The 22,456-nt window shown below is 44.1% G+C and carries 17 protein-coding genes and 2 tRNA genes; 11 read left to right on the top strand and 8 right to left on the bottom strand.

The window, feature by feature from the left end; genetic code table 11:
- Positions 1 to 70: 70 nt before the first annotated feature.
- Positions 71 to 1,627 carry a lysine--tRNA ligase gene (gene lysS / locus QUB13_RS16540; protein ID WP_333382568.1) on the bottom strand — a complete coding sequence of 519 codons (1,557 nt, stop codon included), beginning with the start codon at positions 1,625 to 1,627 and terminating at the stop codon, positions 71 to 73.
- A gap of 596 nt (positions 1,628 to 2,223) precedes the next feature.
- Here lysS and tkt point away from each other — a divergent pair.
- The 6 genes from tkt (at position 2,224) to QUB13_RS16510 (ending at position 10,990) form a co-directional block, all read left to right on the top strand.
- A complete protein-coding gene (gene tkt / locus QUB13_RS16535) occupies positions 2,224 to 4,239 on the top strand; it encodes a transketolase (RefSeq protein WP_333382566.1) in 2,016 nt (671 codons plus the stop codon).
- A gap of 17 nt (positions 4,240 to 4,256) precedes the next feature.
- Positions 4,257 to 4,469 carry a hypothetical protein gene (locus tag QUB13_RS16530; RefSeq protein ID WP_333382564.1) on the top strand — a complete coding sequence of 71 codons (213 nt, stop codon included), beginning with the start codon at positions 4,257 to 4,259 and terminating at the stop codon, positions 4,467 to 4,469.
- A gap of 261 nt (positions 4,470 to 4,730) precedes the next feature.
- Positions 4,731 to 7,643 carry a PAS domain S-box protein gene (locus tag QUB13_RS16525; protein ID WP_333382562.1) on the top strand — a complete coding sequence of 971 codons (2,913 nt, stop codon included), beginning with the start codon at positions 4,731 to 4,733 and terminating at the stop codon, positions 7,641 to 7,643.
- Between the two features lie 49 nt (positions 7,644 to 7,692).
- Positions 7,693 to 8,142, top strand: a complete 450-nt coding sequence (locus QUB13_RS16520) for a response regulator (RefSeq protein ID WP_333382560.1) — start codon at positions 7,693 to 7,695, stop codon at positions 8,140 to 8,142.
- Between the two features lie 138 nt (positions 8,143 to 8,280).
- Positions 8,281 to 9,780, top strand: coding sequence for a sensor histidine kinase (locus QUB13_RS16515; RefSeq protein WP_333382558.1), 1,500 nt, complete (start codon positions 8,281 to 8,283; stop codon positions 9,778 to 9,780).
- A gap of 121 nt (positions 9,781 to 9,901) precedes the next feature.
- Positions 9,902 to 10,990 carry a hybrid sensor histidine kinase/response regulator gene (locus tag QUB13_RS16510; RefSeq protein WP_333382556.1) on the top strand — a complete coding sequence of 363 codons (1,089 nt, stop codon included), beginning with the start codon at positions 9,902 to 9,904 and terminating at the stop codon, positions 10,988 to 10,990.
- A 281-nt stretch (positions 10,991 to 11,271) separates the two neighbouring features.
- Here QUB13_RS16510 and QUB13_RS16505 read toward each other — a convergent pair whose 3' ends face one another.
- The 4 genes from QUB13_RS16505 to QUB13_RS16490 all read right to left on the bottom strand — a co-directional run bounded on the left by QUB13_RS16505 (position 11,272) and on the right by QUB13_RS16490 (position 18,825).
- Positions 11,272 to 13,878, bottom strand: a complete 2,607-nt coding sequence (locus QUB13_RS16505) for a PAS domain S-box protein (protein ID WP_333382554.1) — start codon at positions 13,876 to 13,878, stop codon at positions 11,272 to 11,274.
- Positions 13,875 to 14,270, bottom strand: a complete 396-nt coding sequence (locus tag QUB13_RS16500; protein WP_194008229.1) for a response regulator — start codon at positions 14,268 to 14,270, stop codon at positions 13,875 to 13,877. The genes QUB13_RS16505 and QUB13_RS16500 overlap by 4 nt, the downstream gene beginning before the upstream one ends.
- A gap of 270 nt (positions 14,271 to 14,540) precedes the next feature.
- Complete coding sequence (locus QUB13_RS16495; protein WP_333382552.1) at positions 14,541 to 15,977, bottom strand: hybrid sensor histidine kinase/response regulator; 1,437 nt, start codon at positions 15,975 to 15,977, stop codon at positions 14,541 to 14,543.
- On the bottom strand, positions 15,970 to 18,825 hold the full coding sequence (locus QUB13_RS16490; protein ID WP_333382550.1) for a hybrid sensor histidine kinase/response regulator: 2,856 nt from the start codon (positions 18,823 to 18,825) through the stop codon (positions 15,970 to 15,972). Before QUB13_RS16490 ends, QUB13_RS16495 begins: the two co-directional genes overlap by 8 nt.
- 355 nt (positions 18,826 to 19,180) lie before the next feature.
- Between QUB13_RS16490 and QUB13_RS16485 the strand changes: the two genes are divergently transcribed.
- Positions 19,181 to 19,253 (top strand) — tRNA-Arg (locus tag QUB13_RS16485).
- Positions 19,254 to 19,301: 48 nt separating this feature from the next.
- Positions 19,302 to 19,386 (top strand) — tRNA-Ser (locus QUB13_RS16480).
- A gap of 92 nt (positions 19,387 to 19,478) precedes the next feature.
- Here the strand turns inward: QUB13_RS16480 and QUB13_RS16475 are convergent.
- A complete protein-coding gene (locus QUB13_RS16475) occupies positions 19,479 to 19,721 on the bottom strand; it encodes a translation initiation factor (protein WP_333156903.1) in 243 nt (80 codons plus the stop codon).
- A 101-nt stretch (positions 19,722 to 19,822) separates the two neighbouring features.
- A complete protein-coding gene (locus QUB13_RS16470; protein ID WP_333090801.1) occupies positions 19,823 to 20,326 on the bottom strand; it encodes a hypothetical protein in 504 nt (167 codons plus the stop codon).
- 251 nt (positions 20,327 to 20,577) lie between these two features.
- Between QUB13_RS16470 and QUB13_RS16465 the strand changes: the two genes are divergently transcribed.
- Positions 20,578 to 20,736 carry a hypothetical protein gene (locus QUB13_RS16465; protein WP_333382547.1) on the top strand — a complete coding sequence of 53 codons (159 nt, stop codon included), beginning with the start codon at positions 20,578 to 20,580 and terminating at the stop codon, positions 20,734 to 20,736.
- A 101-nt stretch (positions 20,737 to 20,837) separates the two neighbouring features.
- Positions 20,838 to 21,356 carry a pentapeptide repeat-containing protein gene (locus QUB13_RS16460; RefSeq protein WP_333382545.1) on the top strand — a complete coding sequence of 173 codons (519 nt, stop codon included), beginning with the start codon at positions 20,838 to 20,840 and terminating at the stop codon, positions 21,354 to 21,356.
- Positions 21,357 to 21,655: 299 nt separating this feature from the next.
- Here the strand turns inward: QUB13_RS16460 and QUB13_RS16455 are convergent, their stop codons facing one another.
- Positions 21,656 to 21,778: a hypothetical protein gene (locus QUB13_RS16455; protein ID WP_096830678.1), complete on the bottom strand. Its 123-nt coding sequence runs from the start codon at positions 21,776 to 21,778 to the stop codon at positions 21,656 to 21,658.
- A 21-nt stretch (positions 21,779 to 21,799) separates the two neighbouring features.
- Between QUB13_RS16455 and QUB13_RS16450 the strand changes: the two genes are divergently transcribed.
- Positions 21,800 to 22,411, top strand: a complete 612-nt coding sequence (locus QUB13_RS16450) for a DNA-3-methyladenine glycosylase (protein ID WP_442922176.1) — start codon at positions 21,800 to 21,802, stop codon at positions 22,409 to 22,411.
- The last annotated feature ends 45 nt before the right edge of the window (positions 22,412 to 22,456 follow it).

Genomic DNA, 22,456 nt, shown 5'->3' with positions numbered 1-22,456 from the left:
TATTTAGCTGCCACAAGCGAGATCCCCGACTTCTTAGAGAAGTCGGGGATCTGAACGGAACTCAAATGTTTTATGAATCTTTGACCGGCCGCATTGTCGGGAACATCACCGCATCGCGGATGCTTTGAGTATTAGTTAAAAGCATCACCAATCTGTCTACACCAATTCCCATTCCCGCACAATTTGGCATTCCTAAAGATAGCGCTTGGATGAAATCTTCATCCATTGGATGCGCTTCGTCATCTCCTGCATTCTTCTGTGCTAATTGTTCTTCAAACCGCTTTCTTTGCTCTTTCGGATCGTTCAATTCTGAGAATCCGTTGGAGTATTCTGTACCGTTGATAAACAGCTCGAAACGCTCGACAAATCCAGGCTTGCTGCGGTGTCCTTTGGCTAGGGGACTGACTTCGACTGGGTAGTCGATGATGAATGTAGGTTGAATTAGTTTGGGGACAACTAATTTGTCGAAAACTGCGTAGAGTACGTAGCCTAAACTCTGTTGTTCTAACTTGGAAAGGTGCAGTTCTAGTTTGGTTGCGGAGGATATTGCACTTTCTAAGTCCAAACTGTCAAAATCCAGTCCAAACTCGTCTCTGACAGCTTCTACCATCGTTTTCACTTGCCAGTGTTTGCCGCTAAAACCGGGATATTTTTCGCTGTAGTCGTATTTACGTTCTAAACTGATTGTTTCTCCCTGATTTTCTATTTCCCGCACATCGCCAAATACTTCTGCTGCTGCGAAACAAATCACATCTTCGACAACTGTTAAAATGTCGAATACATCTGCATAAGCTTGGTAAACTTCTAAGGAGGTAAATTCGGGATTGTGGGTGCTGTCAATGCCCTCATTTCTAAAGGCTTTTCCTAGTTCAAATACTCGCTCGAAACCGCCACAAATTGCTCTTTTTAAGAACAATTCTGGGGCAACGCGCAAATACAAATCTACTTCTAAAGCATTGTGATGGGTGATGAATGGTTTAGCGGCTGCACCGCCGTAAATAGCTTGCAATGTCGGTGTTTCTATTTCATAAAAATTCGCATTCCAGAGATAGGAACGGATGCTTTGGACGATGCGGCTACGCAGCATGAAACGGTTGAGGGCTTCTTGGTTGCTTGCTAAGTCCATTTCGCGGTGGCGACGGCAAACTTCGGGGTCGTTGATGCCGTAATAAGCATCTGGAAATTGGATCGTAGCTTTTGATAAAAGCGTGAATTCCCGCACTAAAATAGAAAGTTCTCCCCGGGGGGTGCGGCAGCCGATGCCTTCTACGCCGACAAAATCGCCGACATCAAGCAATTTTTTGATTTGTTCAAAGCTCAAACCGACTTCGCCGGTGACGATTGCTTTTTCGATTTTGAGTTGAATTTTGTCTGTGGCGTCTTTTAAATCGATGAAGCCAATTTTGCCGCTGTCTCGCTTGGAAATAATGCGGCCGGCTAATCGCAGGGGAATTTCTTCGGGGTCACTTTGTCCGTTTTCGAGTTCTTTTCCCGGTTGACTAAATATTTCGCGAACTTGTCGGGCTGTGTGCGATCGCGCGTAGGATTGACTGGGATACGGTTCTATGCCTTGCGATCGCAGTTCGTCTACTTTTTGACTGCGGACTTCGGCTTCACTCAGAGTCATTAGTTATTGCCTAATTAAAATTACCAATATCTTAGATCTTGCACTGCATTGTCACATTCACAGGCTTTCTGGTCTGTTCCACAACTCAATTCTTTTGTGGGTAGGCCGACGGCGGATGCCCGAAAGCTCGATCGCAACAGGTGCAAGATGTCAGAAACACCAAACTCTATCATAACTGAGCTGCCTGACGGGGCCAATTTGCTAAATAATTCAGATACACGCTGCTTTTTGTACCCTGGCTGCTGAAATATTTGCGATCGCAAATTGTTATCGACAGCATAAAGCGGGCGAAACATTAAAAAATTAAGTTGTCTGTCGGTCGCAACAGGTGAGATGATATGTAGTGCAGTCTCACGGCAGTTCCACAGAAACTCAATAGCAGACACGCGAGCGATCGAACTCGACTCATCGCACCTCTGCCAAAATTGACCACACAGATCGTGTCCGGTCGGTCGATCGTACTATTTGGTTTGGGGCGTTTACTAAAACTCTGGTTTTGATGAGGATTATTGGTTAACTCGCCCCTACAACAATCACGGTCAATTCACCGAATATGAGCTCGCACACACTCTCTCATACATATAAAAACCAGAATTATGGCTGTTGCAACCAAATCAATCGAAGAACTCTGCATTAACTCTATCCGCTTTCTCGCCATCGATGCGGTAGAAAAAGCAAAATCAGGACACCCAGGACTACCGATGGGCGCTGCGCCTATGGCCTTCGTACTGTGGGATCGCTTCATGCGGTTCAACCCTAAAAACCCTAAGTGGTTCAATCGCGATCGCTTCGTACTCTCCGCCGGCCACGGCTGTATGCTGCAGTACGCCCTCATGTACCTCGCCGGCTACGATAGCGTCAGCCTCGACGACATCAAGCAATTCCGTCAGTGGGAATCCAAAACCCCCGGACACCCGGAAAACTTCGTCACCGAAGGCGTAGAAGTCACCACCGGCCCCCTGGGACAAGGCATTGCTAACGCCGTCGGTTTGGCAATGGCAGAAGCTCACCTCGCTGCCAAGTTTAACAAGCCCGATAGCACCATTGTTGACCACTACACCTATGTCATCATGGGTGACGGCTGTCACATGGAAGGTATTTCTGGCGAAGCTTGTTCTTTGGCCGGACACCTCGGACTCGGCAAATTAATCGCCCTCTACGATGACAATCACATTTCCATTGAAGGCGACACTAACTTGGCCTTTACTGAAGATGTCGGCAAGCGTTTTGAAGCCTACAACTGGCACGTCATTACAGTAGACAATACCAACCTCGACGAAGATACTAACGCAGAAGCAGTTCACAAAGCTATTGAAGAAGCCAAAAAAGTCACGGACAAACCGTCTCTGATTAAAGTCCGCACAGTCATCGGTTACGGTTCTCCCAACAAGCGCAATTCTTACAGTTCTCACGGTGCTGCTTTGGGTACCGATGAAGTGACAGCAACTCGCGATTTCTTGAAGTGGGAATACGCACCGTTTGAAATTCCTGATGATGCTTTGGCTCACTTCCGCAAAGCAGTCGATCGCGGTGCTGCATCCGAACAAGAATGGAATAAAACTTTTGCAGATTATAAAGCAAAATATCCCGCCGAAGCAGCAGAATACGAACGCACGGTTGCTGGCAAACTTCCCGAAGGTTGGGATAAAGTTCTCCCGACTTACAAGGTAGAAGATAAGGCTGATTCGACTCGGAATCATTCTGGAAAATGTTTGAATGCTTTGGCTGCTGTCCTACCTGAATTGATCGGCGGTTCGGCTGACTTGGCATCTTCTAACATGACTCTGCTTAAGGGTGAAAAAGACTTCCAAAAAGGTCAATACGAAGGACGTAACCTGCGCTTTGGCGTGCGGGAACACGCTATGGGCGCGATCGCCAATGGTTTGCTACTCCACGGCGGTTTGATTCCTTACTGCGCCACATTCTTGGTATTTGCCGACTATATGCGCGGTGCAATTCGCCTCTCCGCACTCTCGGAAGCTGGAGTCATCTATGTCATGACTCACGACTCCGTAGCTTTGGGCGAAGATGGCCCCACTCACCAACCAGTCGAAACCATCGCTTCCCTGCGCGCCATCCCCAATTTGTTGGTGATGCGCCCTGCGGATGGAAACGAAACATCCGGTGCTTACAAAGTGGCAGTTGAAAGCCCCAAACGCCCCACATTAATGGCTTTGTCCCGTCAAAACTTGCCGAATTTGGCCGGAAGCTCGATCGAAGGAACAGCCAAAGGCGCTTACATTTTGTCCGACGACGGCGGCACTCCCGACATCATTTTAATCGGCACCGGTGGCGAAACATACCTCTGCGTTGATGCCGCTGAAAAATTGCGCGCCGCAGGCAAAAAAGTCCGCGTCGTTTCCATGCCTTGCTGGAAATTGTTCGACGCACAAGATGCCGCTTACCGCGAATCTGTACTCCCGAAAGCTGTTACCAAACGGTTAGCAGTTGAAGCAGCTTCTAGCTTCGGCTGGGGACGTTATTTAGGTTCCGAAGGCGACAGCATCAGCATCGACACCTTCGGCGCCTCCGCACCAGGCCCCGTTGCTTTAGAAAAGTTTGGCTACACCGTTGATAATGTGGTGGCTAAAGCTAAGGCACTCTTGGGTTAATCACAGTAGCATAATGAATGATGGGGCGGGCTTTTGGCTCGCCCCCTTTTTTTTATAGGAGAAGGAAGAAGGAAGAAGGAAGTTCGGCAACGAGCAATGTACGGGATGTAACGGATGTAACGGATGTAACGGATGTAAGTCCGTCGGAAGAAGGAAGAAGGAAGAGGGAAGAGGGAAGAAGGAAGAAGGAAGAAGGAAGAAGGAAGAAGTCATTAGTCATTAGTCATTAGTCATCAGTCAGTAGGGGCGGTGGATGGTGCGTGCCCGCCCTCTTAGTTGTCATTAGTCATTAGTCATGTTTTGCTGTCCCCCCGGAGCTTTCCGTCCAACGTCATCAGGGGAAGAAGGAAAACGGAAGACGGAAGACTAAAGACTGAAGACTGAAGAAGATCAAACCTTAACCCGCTGCGGTGGGTTTCGTTTGTTTGGCGTGCGAATTCCATTTGCCCGGTCTTATGTATATTTCAAAAATTTGAGATAAGTTATAAGTTATGGGGTTAAATTCCCCGTTACCCAATTACCAATTACCAATTACCAATTACCAATTACCAATTACCCATTCCCGATTCCCCATTACCCATTCCTTTATCATGTGGACTTTTTTAAATAACTTGTTATTCGTCGGCAACTATATTCCTCACGGCCACTGTTACCTTTGGCAGCGAGAGCTAGTCGCGCTCCACGTAGTGTCAGACTCTATAATTGCCCTGGCTTACTATTCAATACCCGTATCGCTAATTTATTTTAGCACTCAAGGAAAAGACTTGCCCTTTCGCAACATTTTTTTGCTGTTTGGAGCCTTTATTTTCTCCTGTGGCACTACTCATATAATGGAAGTTTGGACGCTTTGGCATCCTGTTTATTGGCTTTCTGGTACCTTGAAACTGATAACCGCAGTCATTTCTGCTTACACAGCTTTCGCATTAATTCCATTAATTCCTGAAGCATTAGTTTTCACGAGTCCCGCTCAATTAGGGATGATTAATCAAATACTACAAACAGAAATCGTCGAACGTCGAGAAAGTGACGCTCGCTATCAAACTTTAACAGAAGCTTCGCCAGTTGGAATATTTTATGCTGACGATGCCGGAGACTGTTTGTATGTCAACGAACGCTGGTGTCAAATTGCTGGAATTACCGGCGATGAAGCTTTGGGTAAAGGGTGGTTGCGAGGCATTCATCCAGACGATCGCGAGAGCGTTTTTGCTCAATGGTATAGCGTCGCTGCCGAGAAATTGCCGTTTAAATCTGAGTACCGTTTTCAACGTCTTGACGACGGTCAAGTGAAGTGGGTTTTCGCTCAATCTGTCGGTCAAATCGGAGAAAATGGGGAGGTTAAAAGCTATGTGTGTACCATTACTGATATTACAGAACGTAAGCTGGTAGAAGAGGAAAATAGACTGCTCAATGAAACTCTGGAAAATCGAATTGCCGATCGCACTACTCAAATGGAAATTTCCAAGCAACAATTGCAAAACGAAGTAGCTTACAGACAAAGAATTGCGATAACTTTGTTGGAATTGACGCAACTACAAAATGCAATTCTTAACAGCGCTAACTACACAATTATTTCCACTGAGCCAGACGGTAAAATTAAAATATTCAATCGCGCCGCCCAGCAACTTTTAGGCTATTCCCCCGGAGAAGTGGTAGGCAAAGTCACGCCAGCAATCATTCACGATCCTCTGGAGATCAGCAAAAGAGCGGAAGTTTTGTCTCAAGAATTGGGAGTAAAAATAGAGCCAGGAATGGAAGTTTTTTTTACTTTGCCGCGCGAGGGAATGGCTGACGAAAATGAATGGACTTACATTCGCAAAGATGGTTCGCGGTTTCCGGTGCAATTGTCGGTGACAGCCTTATTTGATACTGAAGGAAATATTACTGGTTTTTTGGCGATCGGTCAAGATATTAGCGATGCCGTGGCGGCAGCTACGCAACGCAAACAAGCTGAAAAAGAGCTGCGCGACCTCACCAATGCTCTGCAAAATGCGGTGGAAGGCATTTCGCTGCTGGACATTGACGGACGCTATGTGAATGTTAACCGAGCTTACGCTCGTAAATGTGGTTACGAACCGGAAGAAATGCTAGGCATGGAATGGCAGCTTACCGTGCATCCAGACGATGTTGAGATGTTGACATTAGCTTATCAAGAAATGCTAATTTCGGGCAAAGTAGAAGTTGAAGCTAGAGGTGTGCGGAAAAAGGGTTCATTTTTTCACAATCAATTAACAATGGTCAAAGCTTGCGATGCCGAAGGAACATTTAACGGCTATCACTGTTTTCTGAAAGATATCACCGAGCGTAAACTAACTGAAACAGCGTTGCAGGAAAGCGAATTCAAATACAGGCAAATAGTTGAATTAGCAGAAGAGGGTATTTGGGTAATTGATAACAATGCCGTCACGACTTACGTGAACCGCGCAATGTCGCGAATGCTCGGCTATAGTGAATTAGAAATGTTCGGTCGGCCGCTTTGGGACTTCATGGACGAACCGGAAAAAAAACAAGCTCTCGATAATTTCGAGCGTCGCAAGGAAGGGATCGCTGAACAACATGAATTCAAATTCAAAACTAAGGATGGTAAAGATATTTGGACGGATATGTCTACCAGTCCAGTCATGGACTCCCAGGGAAATATGCTGTCATGCTGCGCCTTAGTTTATAACATTACAAAACGTAAAAGATCAGAGCAACAAATGTTGCAACTTACAGAAGATTTGAAGCGTTCTAACGAAGAATTAGAACAATTCGCTTATGTGGCTTCCCACGATTTGCAAGAACCGCTCCGAGCCGTTACCAGCTACGCTCAATTGCTCGCCCACCGCTATCAAGACAATTTGGATGCTAAAGCAGATAAATATATTCATTATATTGTTGACGGCGCTACCAGAATGCAACAATTGATTAATGATTTGTTGGTCTATTCGCGCCTGGGAACCCGAAGTAAACAATTTGAGCTAGCCGATTGCAACGCTGCTGTCAAGCAAAGTTTGTCTAATTTGCAAATTGCGATCGCCGAAACAAAAGCTGTCATCACCTGTGACGCGATGCCAACGGTGATGGCGGATGAATTTCAACTGGTGCAGTTATTCCAAAATTTGATCGCCAACGGTATCAAATTTTGTCGCGAAGATATCCCGTTGATTCATATCGCTGCGGGCCGGCAAGATAGCGAATGGGTGTTCAGCGTGCGCGATCGGGGTATTGGCATCGATCCGCAATATGCCGATCGCATTTTTATTATTTTTCAACGCCTGCACTCTCGCCGCGAATATTCCGGTACTGGCATAGGTTTGGCGATGTGCAAGCGCATTGTGGAACGCCACGGCGGGCGCATCTGGGTGGAATCTCAAGAAGGAAAAGGAGCGACTTTTTACTTTACTATTCCTATAATTAGTATCTGAAGGCTTAAATTTCATTTATTTTTTTTATAGTCACAAGGATAAACCGGTTATGAGCGATCCCAGCACTGTTAGATTAGTTGAGATTCTGCTGATTGAGGATTCGCCCAGCGATGCCGATTTGGCAAGAGAAGTCCTCAGTCAGGGTAAAATATTGAATAACTTGCATTTTGTGGAGGATGGAGTCGAAGCAATCAAGTTTTTACGCAAAAAAGCACCCTATCTGGACGTACCCCGTCCCGATTTGATTTTGCTAGATTTGAATCTGCCGAAAAAAAGCGGTGTTGAAGTGCTAGAAGAAATTAAAAATGACCCGAAGTTAAAATTAATTCCTGTCGTGATTCTCAGCACTTCTGCTGCTCCCGAGGATATTGTCAAGTCCTACTCGCTCCATGCCAACTGTTATATAACTAAGCCTGTAGACTTTGTAGAATTTACTAAAGTAGTCAGGTTAATTGAGGAATTCTGGCTCGCCGTTGTCCGCCTTCCTGTAATTTATTAATTGATTGAGGATTGGTGGCTGGCGGTAGTGACACTTTTAGAATAATAGCTTAACAAATAAAAATTGCATAAAAAAACCAAAAAGTTTAACCTGAGATTGATACGCAGTGAAAATGTTACAGTCAAAAATCTTTAAGCTATGTGGATTAAGATTCTGTTAGTAGAAGACAATCCGGCTGATGCTGATTTGCTTGCAGAACTGTTGGAAGTATCTGTCGGAGTGGAGTGGGAACTCGTGTCTGTTGAATTCCTGCACGAGGCGATCGCCCAACTGGGCAAGCAATCCTTTGATATAGTTTTGCTAGACCTTTCTTTGCCCGACAGCCACGGTTTGGAAACGCTAACTCGACTGCGAGAAGTGGCTCCCGATGCGGCAATGGTGGTAATGACAGGCTTGGACGATGAGGCGATCGGACTCGAATCAGTACGCTTGGGAGCCCAAGATTACATTGTTAAAGGTCAAATTACCACCCAATTATTAGTGCGGACGATCCGCTACGCGATCGAACGTTCTCAAACATTTCAAATGCTGCGGGAAAGCGAGCGGCGTTTTAGGGCGATTTTTGACTCTTCGTTTCAGCTTACCAAGCTGCTGACTCCCGAAGGAATCGTGCTGGAAGTGAACCAGACAGCCCTAGATTTTGCCGGAGTGCGATCGCAAAATATTGTAGGCCGCCCGATTTGGGAACAGTTGATTTGGCAACAGTCACCAAATGGTAAAGAACAATTAAAAGAAGGTCTCGCCAAGGCTGCTAAGGGCGAATTTTTTCGCCGCGAAATAGACTTTTTAGGCAAAAGCGGCCAAATTATCACAGTTGATTTATCACTGAAACCTGTTAAAAATGACACGGGACAAGTTTTGCTGCTGATTGCTGAAGCCCGCGACATTAGCGATCGCAAACGAGCCGAAGCAGAAATTCTCAAAACCCTCGCACGAGAAAAGGAACTTTCCGAACTGCGAGCCAAATTTGTGACAATGGTTTCCCACGAGTTCCGCACCCCCTTAACAACCATCCAATTTTCGAGTGGATTGCTGCAAGACTACAGTTCTAAGTGGACTGAAGATAAAAAATCTACTCATTTTGCGCGGATTCAAATAGCAATTAAACGCATGACAGAGTTATTAGAAGATATTCTAGTAATTGGCAAAATCGAAGCAAACACCTTGCAGTTTCAACCAGTTTCCTTAAACCTCGAAAAATTTTGCCGTCAACTGGTAGAAGAACAGCAGCTCAACGACAGCAACCAACACCCGATCGCCTTTAAACATGAAGGCGACAACTGCGACGCTCAAATGGATGAAAAACTGCTGCGGCAAATCTTGGGAAACATCCTCTCAAATGCTATCAAATATTCCCCCGCCGGCAGTACAATTTCCTTACAGCTCAACTGTCAAAACCAAAAAGCTGTTTTCCAAGTTCAAGACCGCGGCATCGGGATTCCCCAAGCCGATCTAGAGCGAATTTTGGAAACTTTTTACCGCTCTACAAATGTCGGCACTATTTCGGGAACCGGCCTCGGTTTAGCCATTGTGAAACGGGCTGTGGAACTGCACGGCGGCCAACTGGCGATCGACAGCCAAGAAGAAAAAGGTACAACTTTTACTATTACCTTGCCTTTGATTGCACAAACACAATAATCACTTAATGCTTAACTCTAAACATCAACCACTCACCTAAATTTTATCAATAATAACAAAAGTTTCAAGGTTCGGAAAGAAAAGTTTTCTAACCAATTATTAATCAAAAGGAGTAACGACCGTGGCAAAAATTTTGGTAATAGAAGACGAAGAATCAATTAGAGAAAATATTTTAGATTTACTTGAAGCCGAGAATTTTCAAGGAATTGGAGCCACCAACGGCCGAGCAGGTATCAAATTGGCGATCGCCCAAATCCCGGATTTAATTTTGTGCGACATGATGATGCCGGAAATAGACGGTCACGCCGTCCTCAAAGCCTTGCGCTCCGAACCCCTAACTGCCACAATTCCATTTATTTTCCTCACAGCCAAAGCAGATAAAAATGACATTCGCACGGGCATGGAACTGGGAGCAGACGATTACATTACTAAGCCTTGTACGCCGCAAGAACTGCTAAAAGCAATTGCTATTCGACTTGAAAAATATAAAACCATTAGCAAGCAGTCTCAAAAAACCCTAGACGAATTGCGGACTAATATTAGTATGTCTCTTCCCCACGAGTTGCGAACTCCTTTGAATGCCATTCTGGGTTTTTCTGAGCTAATTTTATCCGAATATCAAGTCTTTGAAAAAGCAGAAATATTAGAAATGATCGGTCAAATTAACACTTCCGGTCATCGCTTGTACAGGCTGATTCAAAACGTTTTGCTCTATGCAGAACTGGAAATAGCAGCCACCAATCCCGAACAGCTAAAAGAGATGCGTAGCAGCGAATTTAGCTGCGTCAAATCTTTGCTGACTGAAAAAGCGCGGCAGCAAGCAAAACAAGTGAATAGAACCGACGACTTACACTTAAATTTGCAAGATTCGTCAGTTGCTATCGATTCTATAAAACTCACAAAAATTGTTGAGGAACTACTCGACAATGCCTTCAAATTTTCTGTAGAAGGAACCCCAGTTTTTTTAAGCACTTTTGTCGAAGATCGGACGTTTATTCTCTCTGTAAAAGACCAAGGACGCGGTCTGACTCCCGATCGCATTGCACAGCTAGAAGCTTACAGACAGTTCGATCGCAAACTTTACCAACAAGCAGGTTTGGGATTGGGCTTAGCCATAGTTCAACGCCTTGCAGAATTGCACGGAGGAAGATTTAAAATAGAAAGTTTACCGCAGCAAGAAACAATTGTTTGCGTTTCCCTGCCCATCTAACAAACAATTATATCGTGTCCGATCGATTCATATCAAATCCTCTCTTCATCGGAATAGTAAATTAACAGTTAACAGTTAACAGTTAACATCATGTATGAGTGCAACCGTATTTGTTATGGTGTTCAGCAGGACATGATATAGTTCCCAACTCTTACGCAATCAGTAGACTTTTTGCAAAAATTCTTTGTTATTGTTACATTTTCTTTTATTCATTCTCATTTTTTCAATCTCAAATCCTTCGACGTTAGCGCTCACACCGCAGTCGAAAATCTTAAATAATTTTATATAGAATATATCGCCCGTTTCACACATCGCTGCATATAAATTTTAGCTACCTTATCCTCATGGTTGATTTGTTTGCACTGCGAAAACAATCTTCTAGCTTCGACAAACCTATTATTATTGTACAATACCAAACCTTCCTCAAAGATTGTCTTTGTATCTAATTTTTTTTGTCGCACCTCCGGCGCATCTCCCGTGAATATTTCATAAACTGTTACCAATTGCGATTTACCTTTCACTGTAACGCGATCGATCAATCTAAAATCATAAATATCGTTCAACTGTATAAAAGTATTGTGAGTAATTAACATCGAAACTCCATACTCTTTCGTCAAGTTTTCCACGCGGGAAGCTAAATTTACTGCATCGCTAATCACCGTGCTGTCCATCCGACTTTGGCCGCCAACCGTACCTAACATCAAAGAACCTGTATTGATGCCAATGCCAATTTGCAGCGGCGGGCGATCGGGTTGATGACGGCTGACATTGTACTCGTTAAGCTGTTCTAACATCGCAATTCCTGCTTTCACAGCATCGTCTGCACTGCCATTAAACAGCGCCATAATCGCATCGCCAATGTATTTATCAATAAAGCCAAAATTTTCAGTAATTACTGGTTCCATCCGCGACAAATAAGCATTAATAAATTGAAAATTTTCTTCGGGATTCATAGTTTCAGAAAGAGTAGTAAAATCGCGAATATCTGAAAACAGCACCGACATTTCTTTCTGTACTTGATCGCCTAATTTTACGTCCAGAATACTTTCATATCCCAGAAAGTGGAGAAATTGGTGTGGCACAAATCGCCCGTAAGCATCTGTTAAATTTTCTTCCGCTGCCAAAGCTTTTTCGAGCTCGTTTGTGAATTTTTGCCGCTCGGTTTCTACCTCTTGGCGCTCTGTGATGTCTTGAAAAACCGCGATCGCGTAAACTATGTTTTTTCGTTCGTCGTAGATTGGAGTCGCCCAAACCTCGATCGGCACAATCTTCTCCGGGCCGTGAATTTCCGCATCGTCAACGTGCACCACTTCCCCCCGCAGCGCCCGTACAATCGGTTGAATTTCGTCCGGGTAAAGCTCATTGCTTCCAGCACAATAAATTTGATAAACTGCAGACAAATTGCTAGGAACAACATCAGAAACCAAGCCTTTGCCAAATATTTTTTCAGCCCAAGAATTCATATAGCAAGGTTTTCCGACATTATCTATCACAAATATACCCACCGGCACTGCTTCCAGCAATTGAGTCAGCCGATTTTCACTTTCTAACAGCGCTCCATTTAACTTTTCTTGAGCTACCAAAGCTTTTTCTAAATCATTTGTAAACCTGAGTCGCTCCACATCTACCAGTCTTCGCAAAGTAATATCCTCAGCAAAACCTTGATAGTAAAGCACATCACCGCTAGCATCAAAAACAGTGCGCGCATCCTCAGAAATCCAGATAACACTACCATCTAGCCGATAAACTTCCGACTCAAACTCAGACACGCTACCGTACTTTTCCATCAGCGCCAAAAACTCTTGACGGCGGTGCGGTTGCACGTATAATTCCCGCTGAATATCATTAACACTTGCGATCAATTCTTCAGGGGAATCATAGCCGTAAATTTGAGCCAGAGCAGGATTAGCGCTGAGCAATTTTCCCCCCGGTGCAGTCTGAAAAATACCTTCAAGAGCATTTTTAAATATCTGGCGATACTTCTCTTCAGCTTGCACCAGCGCTGTTTCAGCTTGCTTGCGTTCCGTAATATCAGTAAAAGCAATAATCCCGTAGCAAATATCGCCGATAGAATCATAAATAGGAGTCGCCCAACTCTCCACCGGAATAATCTTATTTCCCGTCCTAATTTCTACACCCTCAGTCCGCACTGTTTCGCCCCGGAGCGCCTGCATAATTGGCAACTCTTCCACAGGACATCTCTCATTAGTTCCGGCTTTATAAAATTGATAAATTGCCGCTTTCTGCTCTGAATTAATATGCGGCACCGTGCCTTTACCAAAAACTTCCCGCGCCTTCTGATTTGCATAAAAAGATTGACCGTGAGCATCCAGCACGCACACGCCCAGCGGCATGGCTTCCAGATATTGCGTCAACCGACTTTCGTTTTCGTGGAGTTTGGAAATCAGCATCGCCTGCTTGCGGTTTAATCTGGCCAACTCCTGATTCATCTCCTGAAGTTCTATTTGCTTTTCAGCTAATTGTTTGTCTTGAAAATATCTATAAATCGCCTCAGTGACCGTTAATTTTAAATCATCAGATTGCCAAGGTTTAGCTATGTAGCGGTATAACTTAGCATAGTTAATAGCATTGGCTACCGCCTCCAAATTTGCCTGCCCCGTCAGCATGATTTTGAGAGTTTTCGGCGAAATGGCATGAACACTCCTCAATAGCTCGTCTCCTTTCATATTCGGCATAATATGATCGGAAATAACCAAAGGAACTTCATACTGTTCTGCTAAAAGTTCGGATAGCAACTCTAAAGCTTCTTCGCCACTTTGGGCAGTTTCAATTAAATATTTATCTTCAAAGGCTTTGAGCAAGTCTATTTCCAGACTATCGAGTATAGTCTGCTCATCATCAACACAAATAATGACTGGCTTTTTCATAAATTTGCTAGACCAGACTTAATTGCTTCAATTAATTCTTGATTTTTCCAAGGCTTTTGTATGAAAGCATGAAGATTGGCTTGAGCTTTTGTGCGTTCGATTGCTTCTTTATCTGCTTGTCCCGTTAGCATAACTGTCACGATTTGCGGATACTTGTGATGAATTGCAATCAGCAACTCATCTCCTTTCATTCCGGGCATCAACCAATCCGAGACAATCACTAGAATGTTAACCTCATTTTCACATAGCTCTTCAATAATTTCTAACGCTTCTGCTGCACTTTCAGCAAATTCGCACAGATATTTACCGTTAAATGCCTGTTGCAGTTCAATTTCCAGACTTTCCAACACCGCTACTTCATCGTCAACACACAAAATTGCTGGTTTAGACATCGCTAGTTTCCTCCTTTAGTCTGGCTGAGTGAACCCCGACGGGTAAGCACATCGTTGTCTAAATTCTACATTCTGCGGGGTAGACTGCCCATTTTTAGCCCCAGATATAGTAGTTAGAGCAAAATATGAAGTATTGACCAATCAATCGCTCAATCCCTCAATTCCTCAATTCCCCCAATCTAAAACTTGTACTGAGCGCAGTCGAAATAAGTCAAATAATCTCAAATCTCACCTTTTTGATAAATGCTATAGATATCTGGGGAGTGTCAACTACTCCCTTAAATTGATCGGTACAGACACTATAAATTCTGTTTGCCCTGGCACAGACTTTACATCAATTTTACCCTGATGTTTTTTAATTATTTTATCAACGATATCCAATCCTAACCCGCTGCCTTCTCCAGCAGGTTTAGTAGTAAAAAAAGGCTCAAAAATTCTCGGCAAAATCTCCGGTGTAATTCCCTTTCCACTGTCGGTAATTTTTACTACAACCTTGGTATCTTGCTGCTGGATATCTATTGTTAAAGTTCCTTGATTGTCCATCGCTTGTAAGGCATTGTGAATTAAATTTGTCCAAACTTGATTGAGCTCGTCGGAATAACAAAATACCATAGGCAATTCAGCTTCATAGTTTCTGACTGTCTCCACACCCTGCTTGAGTTGGTTTTGATAAAGAGTCAATACAGTTTCAATTCCATCCATAATATTCACCTGTATTTTTTCGCTATTGACATCGTAACGTGCATAATGTTTCAGGGCAAATACGACTTTAGCAGCGCGTTCTGTAGCGGTAGCGATGGTTTTGGCGCTTCTGTGAATGCTAGCAAAATCGTAGGCGGTTTTGATAATATTTTCACTTTTAGGATCTTTGAGTAATGGCAAGAATTGGTCCAAGTTTCCCTGCAATCCAATATTGACTAAAATGTTAGCAAGACTGTCAGCATTATCAATTTGTTCGGAGTCTAGTTGCTGCTTTAGACCTCTTTTTAATTCCCGTTTTTCTCGCGTAGATAAAGAGTAATTTTGTTGGCGAGCACTGTACATCAAACTTAAAAAATCGTGCTGGCGTTCGGCTGACAGTTCTTTAAAAAAAACTGGTAAACTTTCGAGATTGTTATCCAAAAAGTTGGTAATATTGCCAATAGACGATCGAATTGCGCCCAGTGGTGTATTGATTTCGTGAGCAATACCGGCAATCAGTTGCCCTAATGCGGCCATTTTTTCTGATTGAACTAATTGATGCTGAGTTGCTTGCAGTTCGTCTAAAGTGACTGTCAGTTGATCATTTTTTTCTTGGAGCTTTTTTTGCAAGTGACACATTGCTAAATGGGTTTCTACCCTGACTAGAACCTCTTCCATTTGAAATGGCTTGGTAATATAGTCTACCCCTCCAACAGCAAAGGCTTTTACTTTATCTAGTACGTCATTAATCGCGCTAATGAAAATTACCGGAATGTCGCGAGTGCGTTCGTCTGCTTTGATTTTTTCGCAAACTTCATACCCGTTCATTTCGGGCATCATAATATCCAACAAAATCAAATCGGGAGGCATACCTTTGGCAGCAGAAAGCGCTAATTCACCGTTAGGTACGGGGCGGACTTTATAGCCCTTACCGTTCAAAATTCCAGCTAGCAGCCGCAAATTAGCTGGGGTGTCGTCAACTACTAAAATATTACCGCGATCGGTGCTAGGAATGTTGTTATTCATGTGATTCTGCTTGAGAGATTAACTTTAAAACTTTGTCGTACTCGAAATTTTCTATACAATGGGCGATCGCACTAGCTGTTACTGTATCATTTTCTCGAATTTGCTCGATGGATATTTCAATTAAATCCATATCTACATTCAGTATGGCGAGCTTTAAATCCGCTACCAGCGACTCAGGCAATTTTACGAAATCAGCCTCAATCATTTCGCGCTCGCGCTCTGGAATTACCGATAAATTAGCTTGACCCGGATCTTCATAAATATAGCGCACTCCGATATGTTTGTGCATAGCATCAAAAATATCGGCTTCCCGGAAAGGTTTCCGCATAAAAGCATCGCAGCCAGCCGACAAAATAACTGCCCGTTCTTCCTCCAAAACGCTCGCTGTCAGCGCAATAATAGCAGTAGCTTGACCTTTAATCGTGCCTTTAATGTGTTTTGTTGCTTCGTAACCGTCCATCACGGGCATTCTCATATCCATCCAAATTAAATGGGGTTCCCAAGAGTCCCAAAGCTCAATAGCTTCTTCACCGTTAGTAGCTTCTTTTAGTTGAAAATTGAGAGGATGAAGAAGTTTGATTAACAGTTGGCGGTTGAGCGGTTTATCGTCTACAATTAAAATTCGATAAGGGTGTTGATTGGGTGCGAGTGCAATCACATGGCGGGTAGGCTTTTGACTTTCAATATCAGTCGCATCGACCGCAATCACTTGAATGTCAAACTTAAAATTAGTTCCCTCCCCTACAGCAGAACTGACGCTCATTTCGCCGCCCATTAATTCCACAAATTTGCGGCTGATTGGTAATCCCAAACCTGTACCTTCTTGCGAATCTTTGCCGGATTGGGTTTGCACGAAAGCTTCAAAAAGATTGTCTAATTCATTGGCCGCAATACCAGGGCCACTATCTTGGACTTCAAAATGAATAAAACATGAGGAGGTAGAAGCTGAACTGTTGTTTTGGGCTGCATAAGTTGCGTTTTCTGAATAAATTAATTCGGAATTTTCATAACTGTTATTTGCAGGAGTTCCTGTATTTTTTGACTGCTCGTCAAACTGTAATGTTTCGCCGTTATTTATGCCTACTGAATGCTTGCTAACTCTGATCGCAACACCGCCCTCTAATGTAAATTTAAGAGCGTTATTGAGCAGATTTATCAAGACTTGTCGCAACTTTAACTCGTCACTTTCTACGTATTGCGGCACGTCGGGACTGCAGTCAAAAATTAACTGCAAGTGCTTGTCATCTGCTTTGAGTTGAAACATATCTTCCAAGTCGTGGAGTAGGCGATAGAGGTCGAATTTTTTGGGATTGAGGGTGGTGCGCCCCGATTCAATTTTAGATAAATCGAGTACGTTATTAATCAGGGTGAGGAGGTGTTCTCCGCTGCTACTAATTATGCTAATATTTTCTTGATGTTCTGGGGATAGATTTTGGCTGCGAGTCATCAGTTGGGAAAAGCCGAGAATTGCATTGAGTGGCGATCGCAATTCGTGACTCATGTTAGCCAGAAAGGTGCTTTTAGCTTGATTTGCTACTTCGGCTTTGTCCTTGGCTACAGCCAATTGGGCAGTCCGCTCTCGCACTCGCTGTTCTAAAGTTTCAAAAGATTGTTGCAGTTGTTGAGCCATGCTGTTAAAGGACTGGGCTAATTCCCCCAATTCGTCGGATCGTTGACTTTCTACTGTTTTGTCCCATTCACCTTTAGCAATATTTTTGGCTGCTGTATTTAAGCGCAAAATAGGATTTGTTACCCAGCGAGAAGTTTGAATACCAATGGATACAGCTACTACTAAAGCTGCGAAACACAGCAAAATCGTCAGACGGGTATTGGCATCGATTTCTTCGGTAAAATCTGCTTCGGGAACTACTACTACAATCAGCCAGTCTAAGCCTTTGCCGTCTTGGAATGGCAGGACTTTTAAAAATTGCAGATTGCCATTTATTTCAAATTTCAATAATTCAGTTTTTTTAATATTTAATTGTTTAAATTGTGTAGTTAAATATTTGGCTGTAGCTTGAGTAAGAGGGTTACTGCTTTCTTTTACTTTAAATATTTTTTTTTCCTTACCGCTAGTGCGAAATGGTTTTTCGGTGGTAGAAGTTGCTAACAAATTACCTTGGCGATCGATAATAAAGGCTTGTCCCGATTTTCCAATTTTTAGACTGTTGAGAAATCTGCCTATATAGTCGATACGCAAAGCAGCAATCAATACTCCTTCTAGCTGATTTTTTTCGCTGTATACAGCTTGGACAGCGCTGATAATTAATGTCGGTTCTAGGAAGGAAACGTAAACCGGACTCCATGTGGGCTTGCCTTCTTTTACGGCAACTTTGTAGGAAGAATGTTGCCTACTGTCAATATTCTTGATAACTGTTACTATGGTAGTGCGATCGCCCGTATCATTAGTATTGTAAGAATAAAAATTTCCTCCAGTAGATTTTTCGATCGCATTCATCGTTCGGGAGCCGTTAGAAAGTTGTTCTCCGGATCGATAATCTCCCTTTTCGTTGCCAACGGCAGTAAAATTGATATAGGGATATAATTTTACTTGCCGCCAAAGATATTTCTCCCATTTTGACAAATCATCCATTCTTAAAAACCCGATGTTGACTGTATCGAGCTTGCTTTGATTGATTTGATGGGGAGTTGTCAGGTAAACTTGCAGGTTTTGCTCGACACGCAAACTCACCTCGCTCATTAACTGAGTGGCCAGGTTATTAACTGCTTTTTGTCCGTTTTTAAAAGACAAATATCCTACGAGTCCCACTGCTCCGACGATTTGCAGTACAAATGGAACTATGAGAACTGTTCGCAGCGGTAATTTGTCTAAAATTTTAGAAATCATCAGATTTAGAGGTTTGGTGAACTTAGCCTAGAAGCGTCCTTGCAGAGTTTGTCTTGACAGCAGCGCCATCCCCGACGAGCTAGAGGGAATTCATGGGGGCTATATTTAGGTGTGGTAGATGTTTAACGGCGATCGAATGCGAACCTAATCTTTGCTATATGAGAGTATATTATTTTACCTATTGTCGTAATTATTGACGATTTAGGCAAAATTTGCAGTCTCTGGCTTCGATAACTGGCTGATGCGCCCTCTGTGGGCGAGTTCCCTAGGGAGCGAGGGGTTTGGAGACTGGCGATCGAATTTGGTTGATCCACTAGCCATTTTCGGCAAGACGTGTTATGATGGCAAAAGTCAAGGGCACGTAGCTCAGTGGATAGAGCATCAGGTTCCGGTCCTGAGGGTCGGGGGTTCAAATCCCTCCGTGCTCATTTTATATGTCTTGTGTTGAGTAAGGATTTCAGGTTAATTATACGCTCGGAGAGGTGGCAGAGTGGTCGAATGCGCCTGACTTGAAATCAGGTGAACCGCAAGGTTCCGTGGGTTCAAATCCCACCCTCTCCGTTTTTGAGAACTAGCAAAAGAACAGCCAAAAAAAACACCCCCGCAGGAGTGCTGTTGCTTACCAGGTAAAATTTCTAGCCCACTGATTCAACTCAAACAACTTCCTCATCGGCCGGGTCGCCGTAGGGGTCTTCGCTGGCCGGACGCACGTTGCCGAACATTCCGGCATCCGCTACGTTGTCCGCCGGGTCGCCGTAGGGGTCTTCGCTGGCCGGACGCACGTTGCCGAACTGTCCGGCATTCGCGCGATCGTCATAATTGGCATCAGGATCGACTTGTTCGCTGTCTGGCCCGACGATCGCATCTTTTAACTTACGCAAAAATCCGTCTACCATGATAAAGTTCCTCTGTTTTATGGGTTGAAAAACTGGTGTTTTAGATTTGGAATACCAGATTTAATTAAAAATCGCGGAAGTGACAATCTCAAATGATGAGGCTATTGTGCTGGAACAGGACTTGTAGCTTCCGGCAAGCTTTTGAGGTCTCGGCCGGTAGTTTGGTTGTTGTACCCCTCGAATTCGCGGTAACGCGCCGCCTCGGACTCAGGAACTGTAATTCCTTCAGGCGGGGGCGTTACCCAGTGAGCGCGATTCTGGGCATCGCGGTAGTAAACGCGACCGTTTTTAGAAAGGTAATACTTTCCCTGCGGCCCCTGTTCTTGCTTGTTTTGGTGCTGGCGGTAAAGGTAGTAAAGGGCTGCTGCTCCTACTAAAGTAATCCCTACTTTTTGAGCATTGTTCAAGCCTTTTTTCGCTTGTGGCAAAGGAGTCTGGGCGCGATTAGTTTGCACTCCTCCAGCACGAGTGTCGTCAACAGGAGGCGGGGGGGTGGAACTTTGCTGGCCAGAACCGCAAGCATTCAAAAGCGGAAATGTCAGTAGCGTTGTCAGCAGCAGAGCCATGAAGCGCGATCTTCTGGGTTCGGGTTTGATTGTGTTCATTGCCGCTCCGAATTGTCGGGATTACAGATAGGGTGTGTTTTGGCTAGGTTGGGATACCTGAGCTGCTGCCAACGGTTTTTTAAGTAAATTCATCGATCGCAGCAATTTTGCCAAAATTAGTTGCCGAGAACTTCCAACAGCGCAGGTAAAGTATTTCCTTTGTGTTTAATCATCTTCACATCTGTCTAAGATCGGCTCACTCCAGGGATATAAATAAAGTTTCTTTGATTTCAGTCCGCAGGTATATGCAAATGCACCCCCTCTGCTCAAAAAAAATCCGTTTGCGGCTACAAAGCGAGCCAAGTGAAGCCGACGGAGGCGAGCCGGAAACCCAAAGCAGCACTGGCGAAGGAAAAGAAGCGGGATTTATCACTCCCGCAGTGTTTAATTGCACCTCCGAGCTTGTCTGATATCGAGGCAATTTTTTCGTAGAAATTCTGGAGATGTCGATCGCACTCTTGTATTAATAATTAACCGCGATAGAAAGCCGCCGCAGCTTTTATGAGTTTTTATGAAAACCAAAAATATAGTTACCGTTGGATTGTCGATCGCAGTTTTATTAGCTGCGACCAAATACATACCTGATTTTAAGCAACAAAACCTAGTCAAGCAATTGCTCGAAACCAAACAGTGTCCCGAATGCAATCTCAGCAATGTCAACTTGAAAGCAATGGACTTACAAGGATTTAACTTGCAGGGAGCCAACCTAGAAGGTGCTAACTTATCAGGAGCAAAATTGGCGAATGCCAACCTCAAAAACGCTAACTTGAATAAAGCCAACCTGACCGGAGCAGATTTAGGCTGTAGCGGCATAAGTTTCAATCTTGATACTAATGGTCAAGCAGCAAATATGGATTTTAAGGTCAGTGCTGTTCCCGAAAAAAATAACCCAGAAAATGCCGCAGTTGGTTTGAACATGAAATCAACAGACCGAGGAGCTACAATTCGTTTAAATCTGCCGGGATGCGCCGATTTTGAGAATACTAAATTGGAGGGCACTAAAATGCCCGATGGGAACATTCACCCTTAATCAAAGCAAACATAGCAATCAGCCCCACAATCATGTGTGAAATACTTGTCAATCTTTGAACCCTGTGTTTTCTCAATCTCTGCGTCCTCTGCGGCCTCTGTGGTTCATCAAAAAAAAACCGCCATCTCAATAACAGACATCAGCCCCACAATCATTTGTGAAATTTTTGTCAATCTTTGAGCTCTGTGTTTTCTCATCAATCTCTGTGTCCTCTGCGGCCTCTGTGGTTCATCAAAAAAAACCGCCATCTCAATAACAGACAGCGGTTTTTTTTTTAAACAACTAACAATCGCCTAAAATTAGTGAGCAGAACCGTTACCGTGATACTTGTCGCTATCATAGAATCCGTTTTTTGTACCGAAGAACAAACAGCAAACGGTGAAAACTGCTGTCAAGACTGCTAAAACTAACTTAACGTCCATAATTGAGTGTCTCCTGATTTAGTGAGCGAAAATACTCAGATTGTAGAAGATTTTTGGCTGGCGCGCCCGTCTACGGGCGTAGCGCCAGATTTGCTGGGCTGTGCTTTGGTGCGGCAGTTTCCTGATGGCGAAGAAATTCGAGGAATTATTGTCGAAACCGAAGCTTACGGCCCCGGAGATCCGGCTTGTCACGCTTACCGCCAGCGCACTCCTCGCAATCAGGCGATGTTCGGGCCTGCGGGTATCTGCTACGTTTACTTAATCTACGGGATGTATCACTGTTTTAACGTGGTGACGGATGCAGAGGGGGTTGCTAGCGGTGTGCTGATTCGAGCTTTGCAGCTAGATGTGCTTCCCAAGGGGTTCGCTGGAATTCCCGAAAAAAAGCGATCGCGCCTCGCCGCCGGGCCTGGGAAACTGTGTAAGGTGCTGGAGATTGATCGAACTTTCAGCGGTTCTCCCTTAGATGCAGGCCACCCGCTGCGGTTGGAACACCGGAGCGAGCAATTTCAGCAAGCCGTGGAGGAGAGTACAATAAATTTTGTGCAAACTACGCGGATCGGGATTTCTCAAGGAATTGATTTACCTTGGCGATGGTATGTAGGGAACTCTACGGCTGTGTCAAAACTCTAGTAATGTCAAAGGTATCATTGTAAATTTTGTCGCTTATCTTAGTGA

The sequence above is a fragment of the Microcoleus sp. B4-D4 genome, assembly GCF_036705185.1.
Taxonomy (GTDB): Bacteria; Cyanobacteriota; Cyanobacteriia; order Cyanobacteriales; family Microcoleaceae; genus Microcoleus.
Note: the sequence above shows the minus strand (reverse complement) of the source record. Positions and strands in the feature narration are given on the sequence as shown.

Bases quoted from the DNA above. Each gene is read 5' to 3' on its own strand.
- QUB13_RS16465 (WP_333382547.1), top strand. From the start codon at position 20,578: ATGCACCCCCTCTGCTCAAAAAAAATCCGTTTGCGGCTACAAAGCGAG.
- QUB13_RS16505 (WP_333382554.1), bottom strand. From the start codon at position 13,878: ATGAAAAAGCCAGTCATTATTTGTGTTGATGATGAGCAGACTATACTC.
- QUB13_RS16500 (WP_194008229.1), bottom strand. From the start codon at position 14,270: ATGTCTAAACCAGCAATTTTGTGTGTTGACGATGAAGTAGCGGTGTTG.
- QUB13_RS16470 (WP_333090801.1), bottom strand. From the start codon at position 20,326: ATGAACACAATCAAACCCGAACCCAGAAGATCGCGCTTCATGGCTCTG.
- QUB13_RS16490 (WP_333382550.1), bottom strand. From the start codon at position 18,825: ATGATTTCTAAAATTTTAGACAAATTACCGCTGCGAACAGTTCTCATA.
- QUB13_RS16530 (WP_333382564.1), top strand. From the start codon at position 4,257: ATGATGGGGCGGGCTTTTGGCTCGCCCCCTTTTTTTTATAGGAGAAGG.
- lysS (WP_333382568.1), bottom strand. From the start codon at position 1,627: ATGACTCTGAGTGAAGCCGAAGTCCGCAGTCAAAAAGTAGACGAACTG.
- QUB13_RS16455 (WP_096830678.1), bottom strand. From the start codon at position 21,778: ATGGACGTTAAGTTAGTTTTAGCAGTCTTGACAGCAGTTTTCACCGTT.
- QUB13_RS16515 (WP_333382558.1), top strand. From the start codon at position 8,281: ATGTGGATTAAGATTCTGTTAGTAGAAGACAATCCGGCTGATGCTGAT.
- QUB13_RS16460 (WP_333382545.1), top strand. From the start codon at position 20,838: ATGAAAACCAAAAATATAGTTACCGTTGGATTGTCGATCGCAGTTTTA.
- QUB13_RS16475 (WP_333156903.1), bottom strand. From the start codon at position 19,721: ATGGTAGACGGATTTTTGCGTAAGTTAAAAGATGCGATCGTCGGGCCA.
- tkt (WP_333382566.1), top strand. From the start codon at position 2,224: ATGGCTGTTGCAACCAAATCAATCGAAGAACTCTGCATTAACTCTATC.
- QUB13_RS16520 (WP_333382560.1), top strand. From the start codon at position 7,693: ATGAGCGATCCCAGCACTGTTAGATTAGTTGAGATTCTGCTGATTGAG.
- QUB13_RS16525 (WP_333382562.1), top strand. From the start codon at position 4,731: ATGGGGTTAAATTCCCCGTTACCCAATTACCAATTACCAATTACCAAT.
- QUB13_RS16495 (WP_333382552.1), bottom strand. From the start codon at position 15,977: ATGAATAACAACATTCCTAGCACCGATCGCGGTAATATTTTAGTAGTT.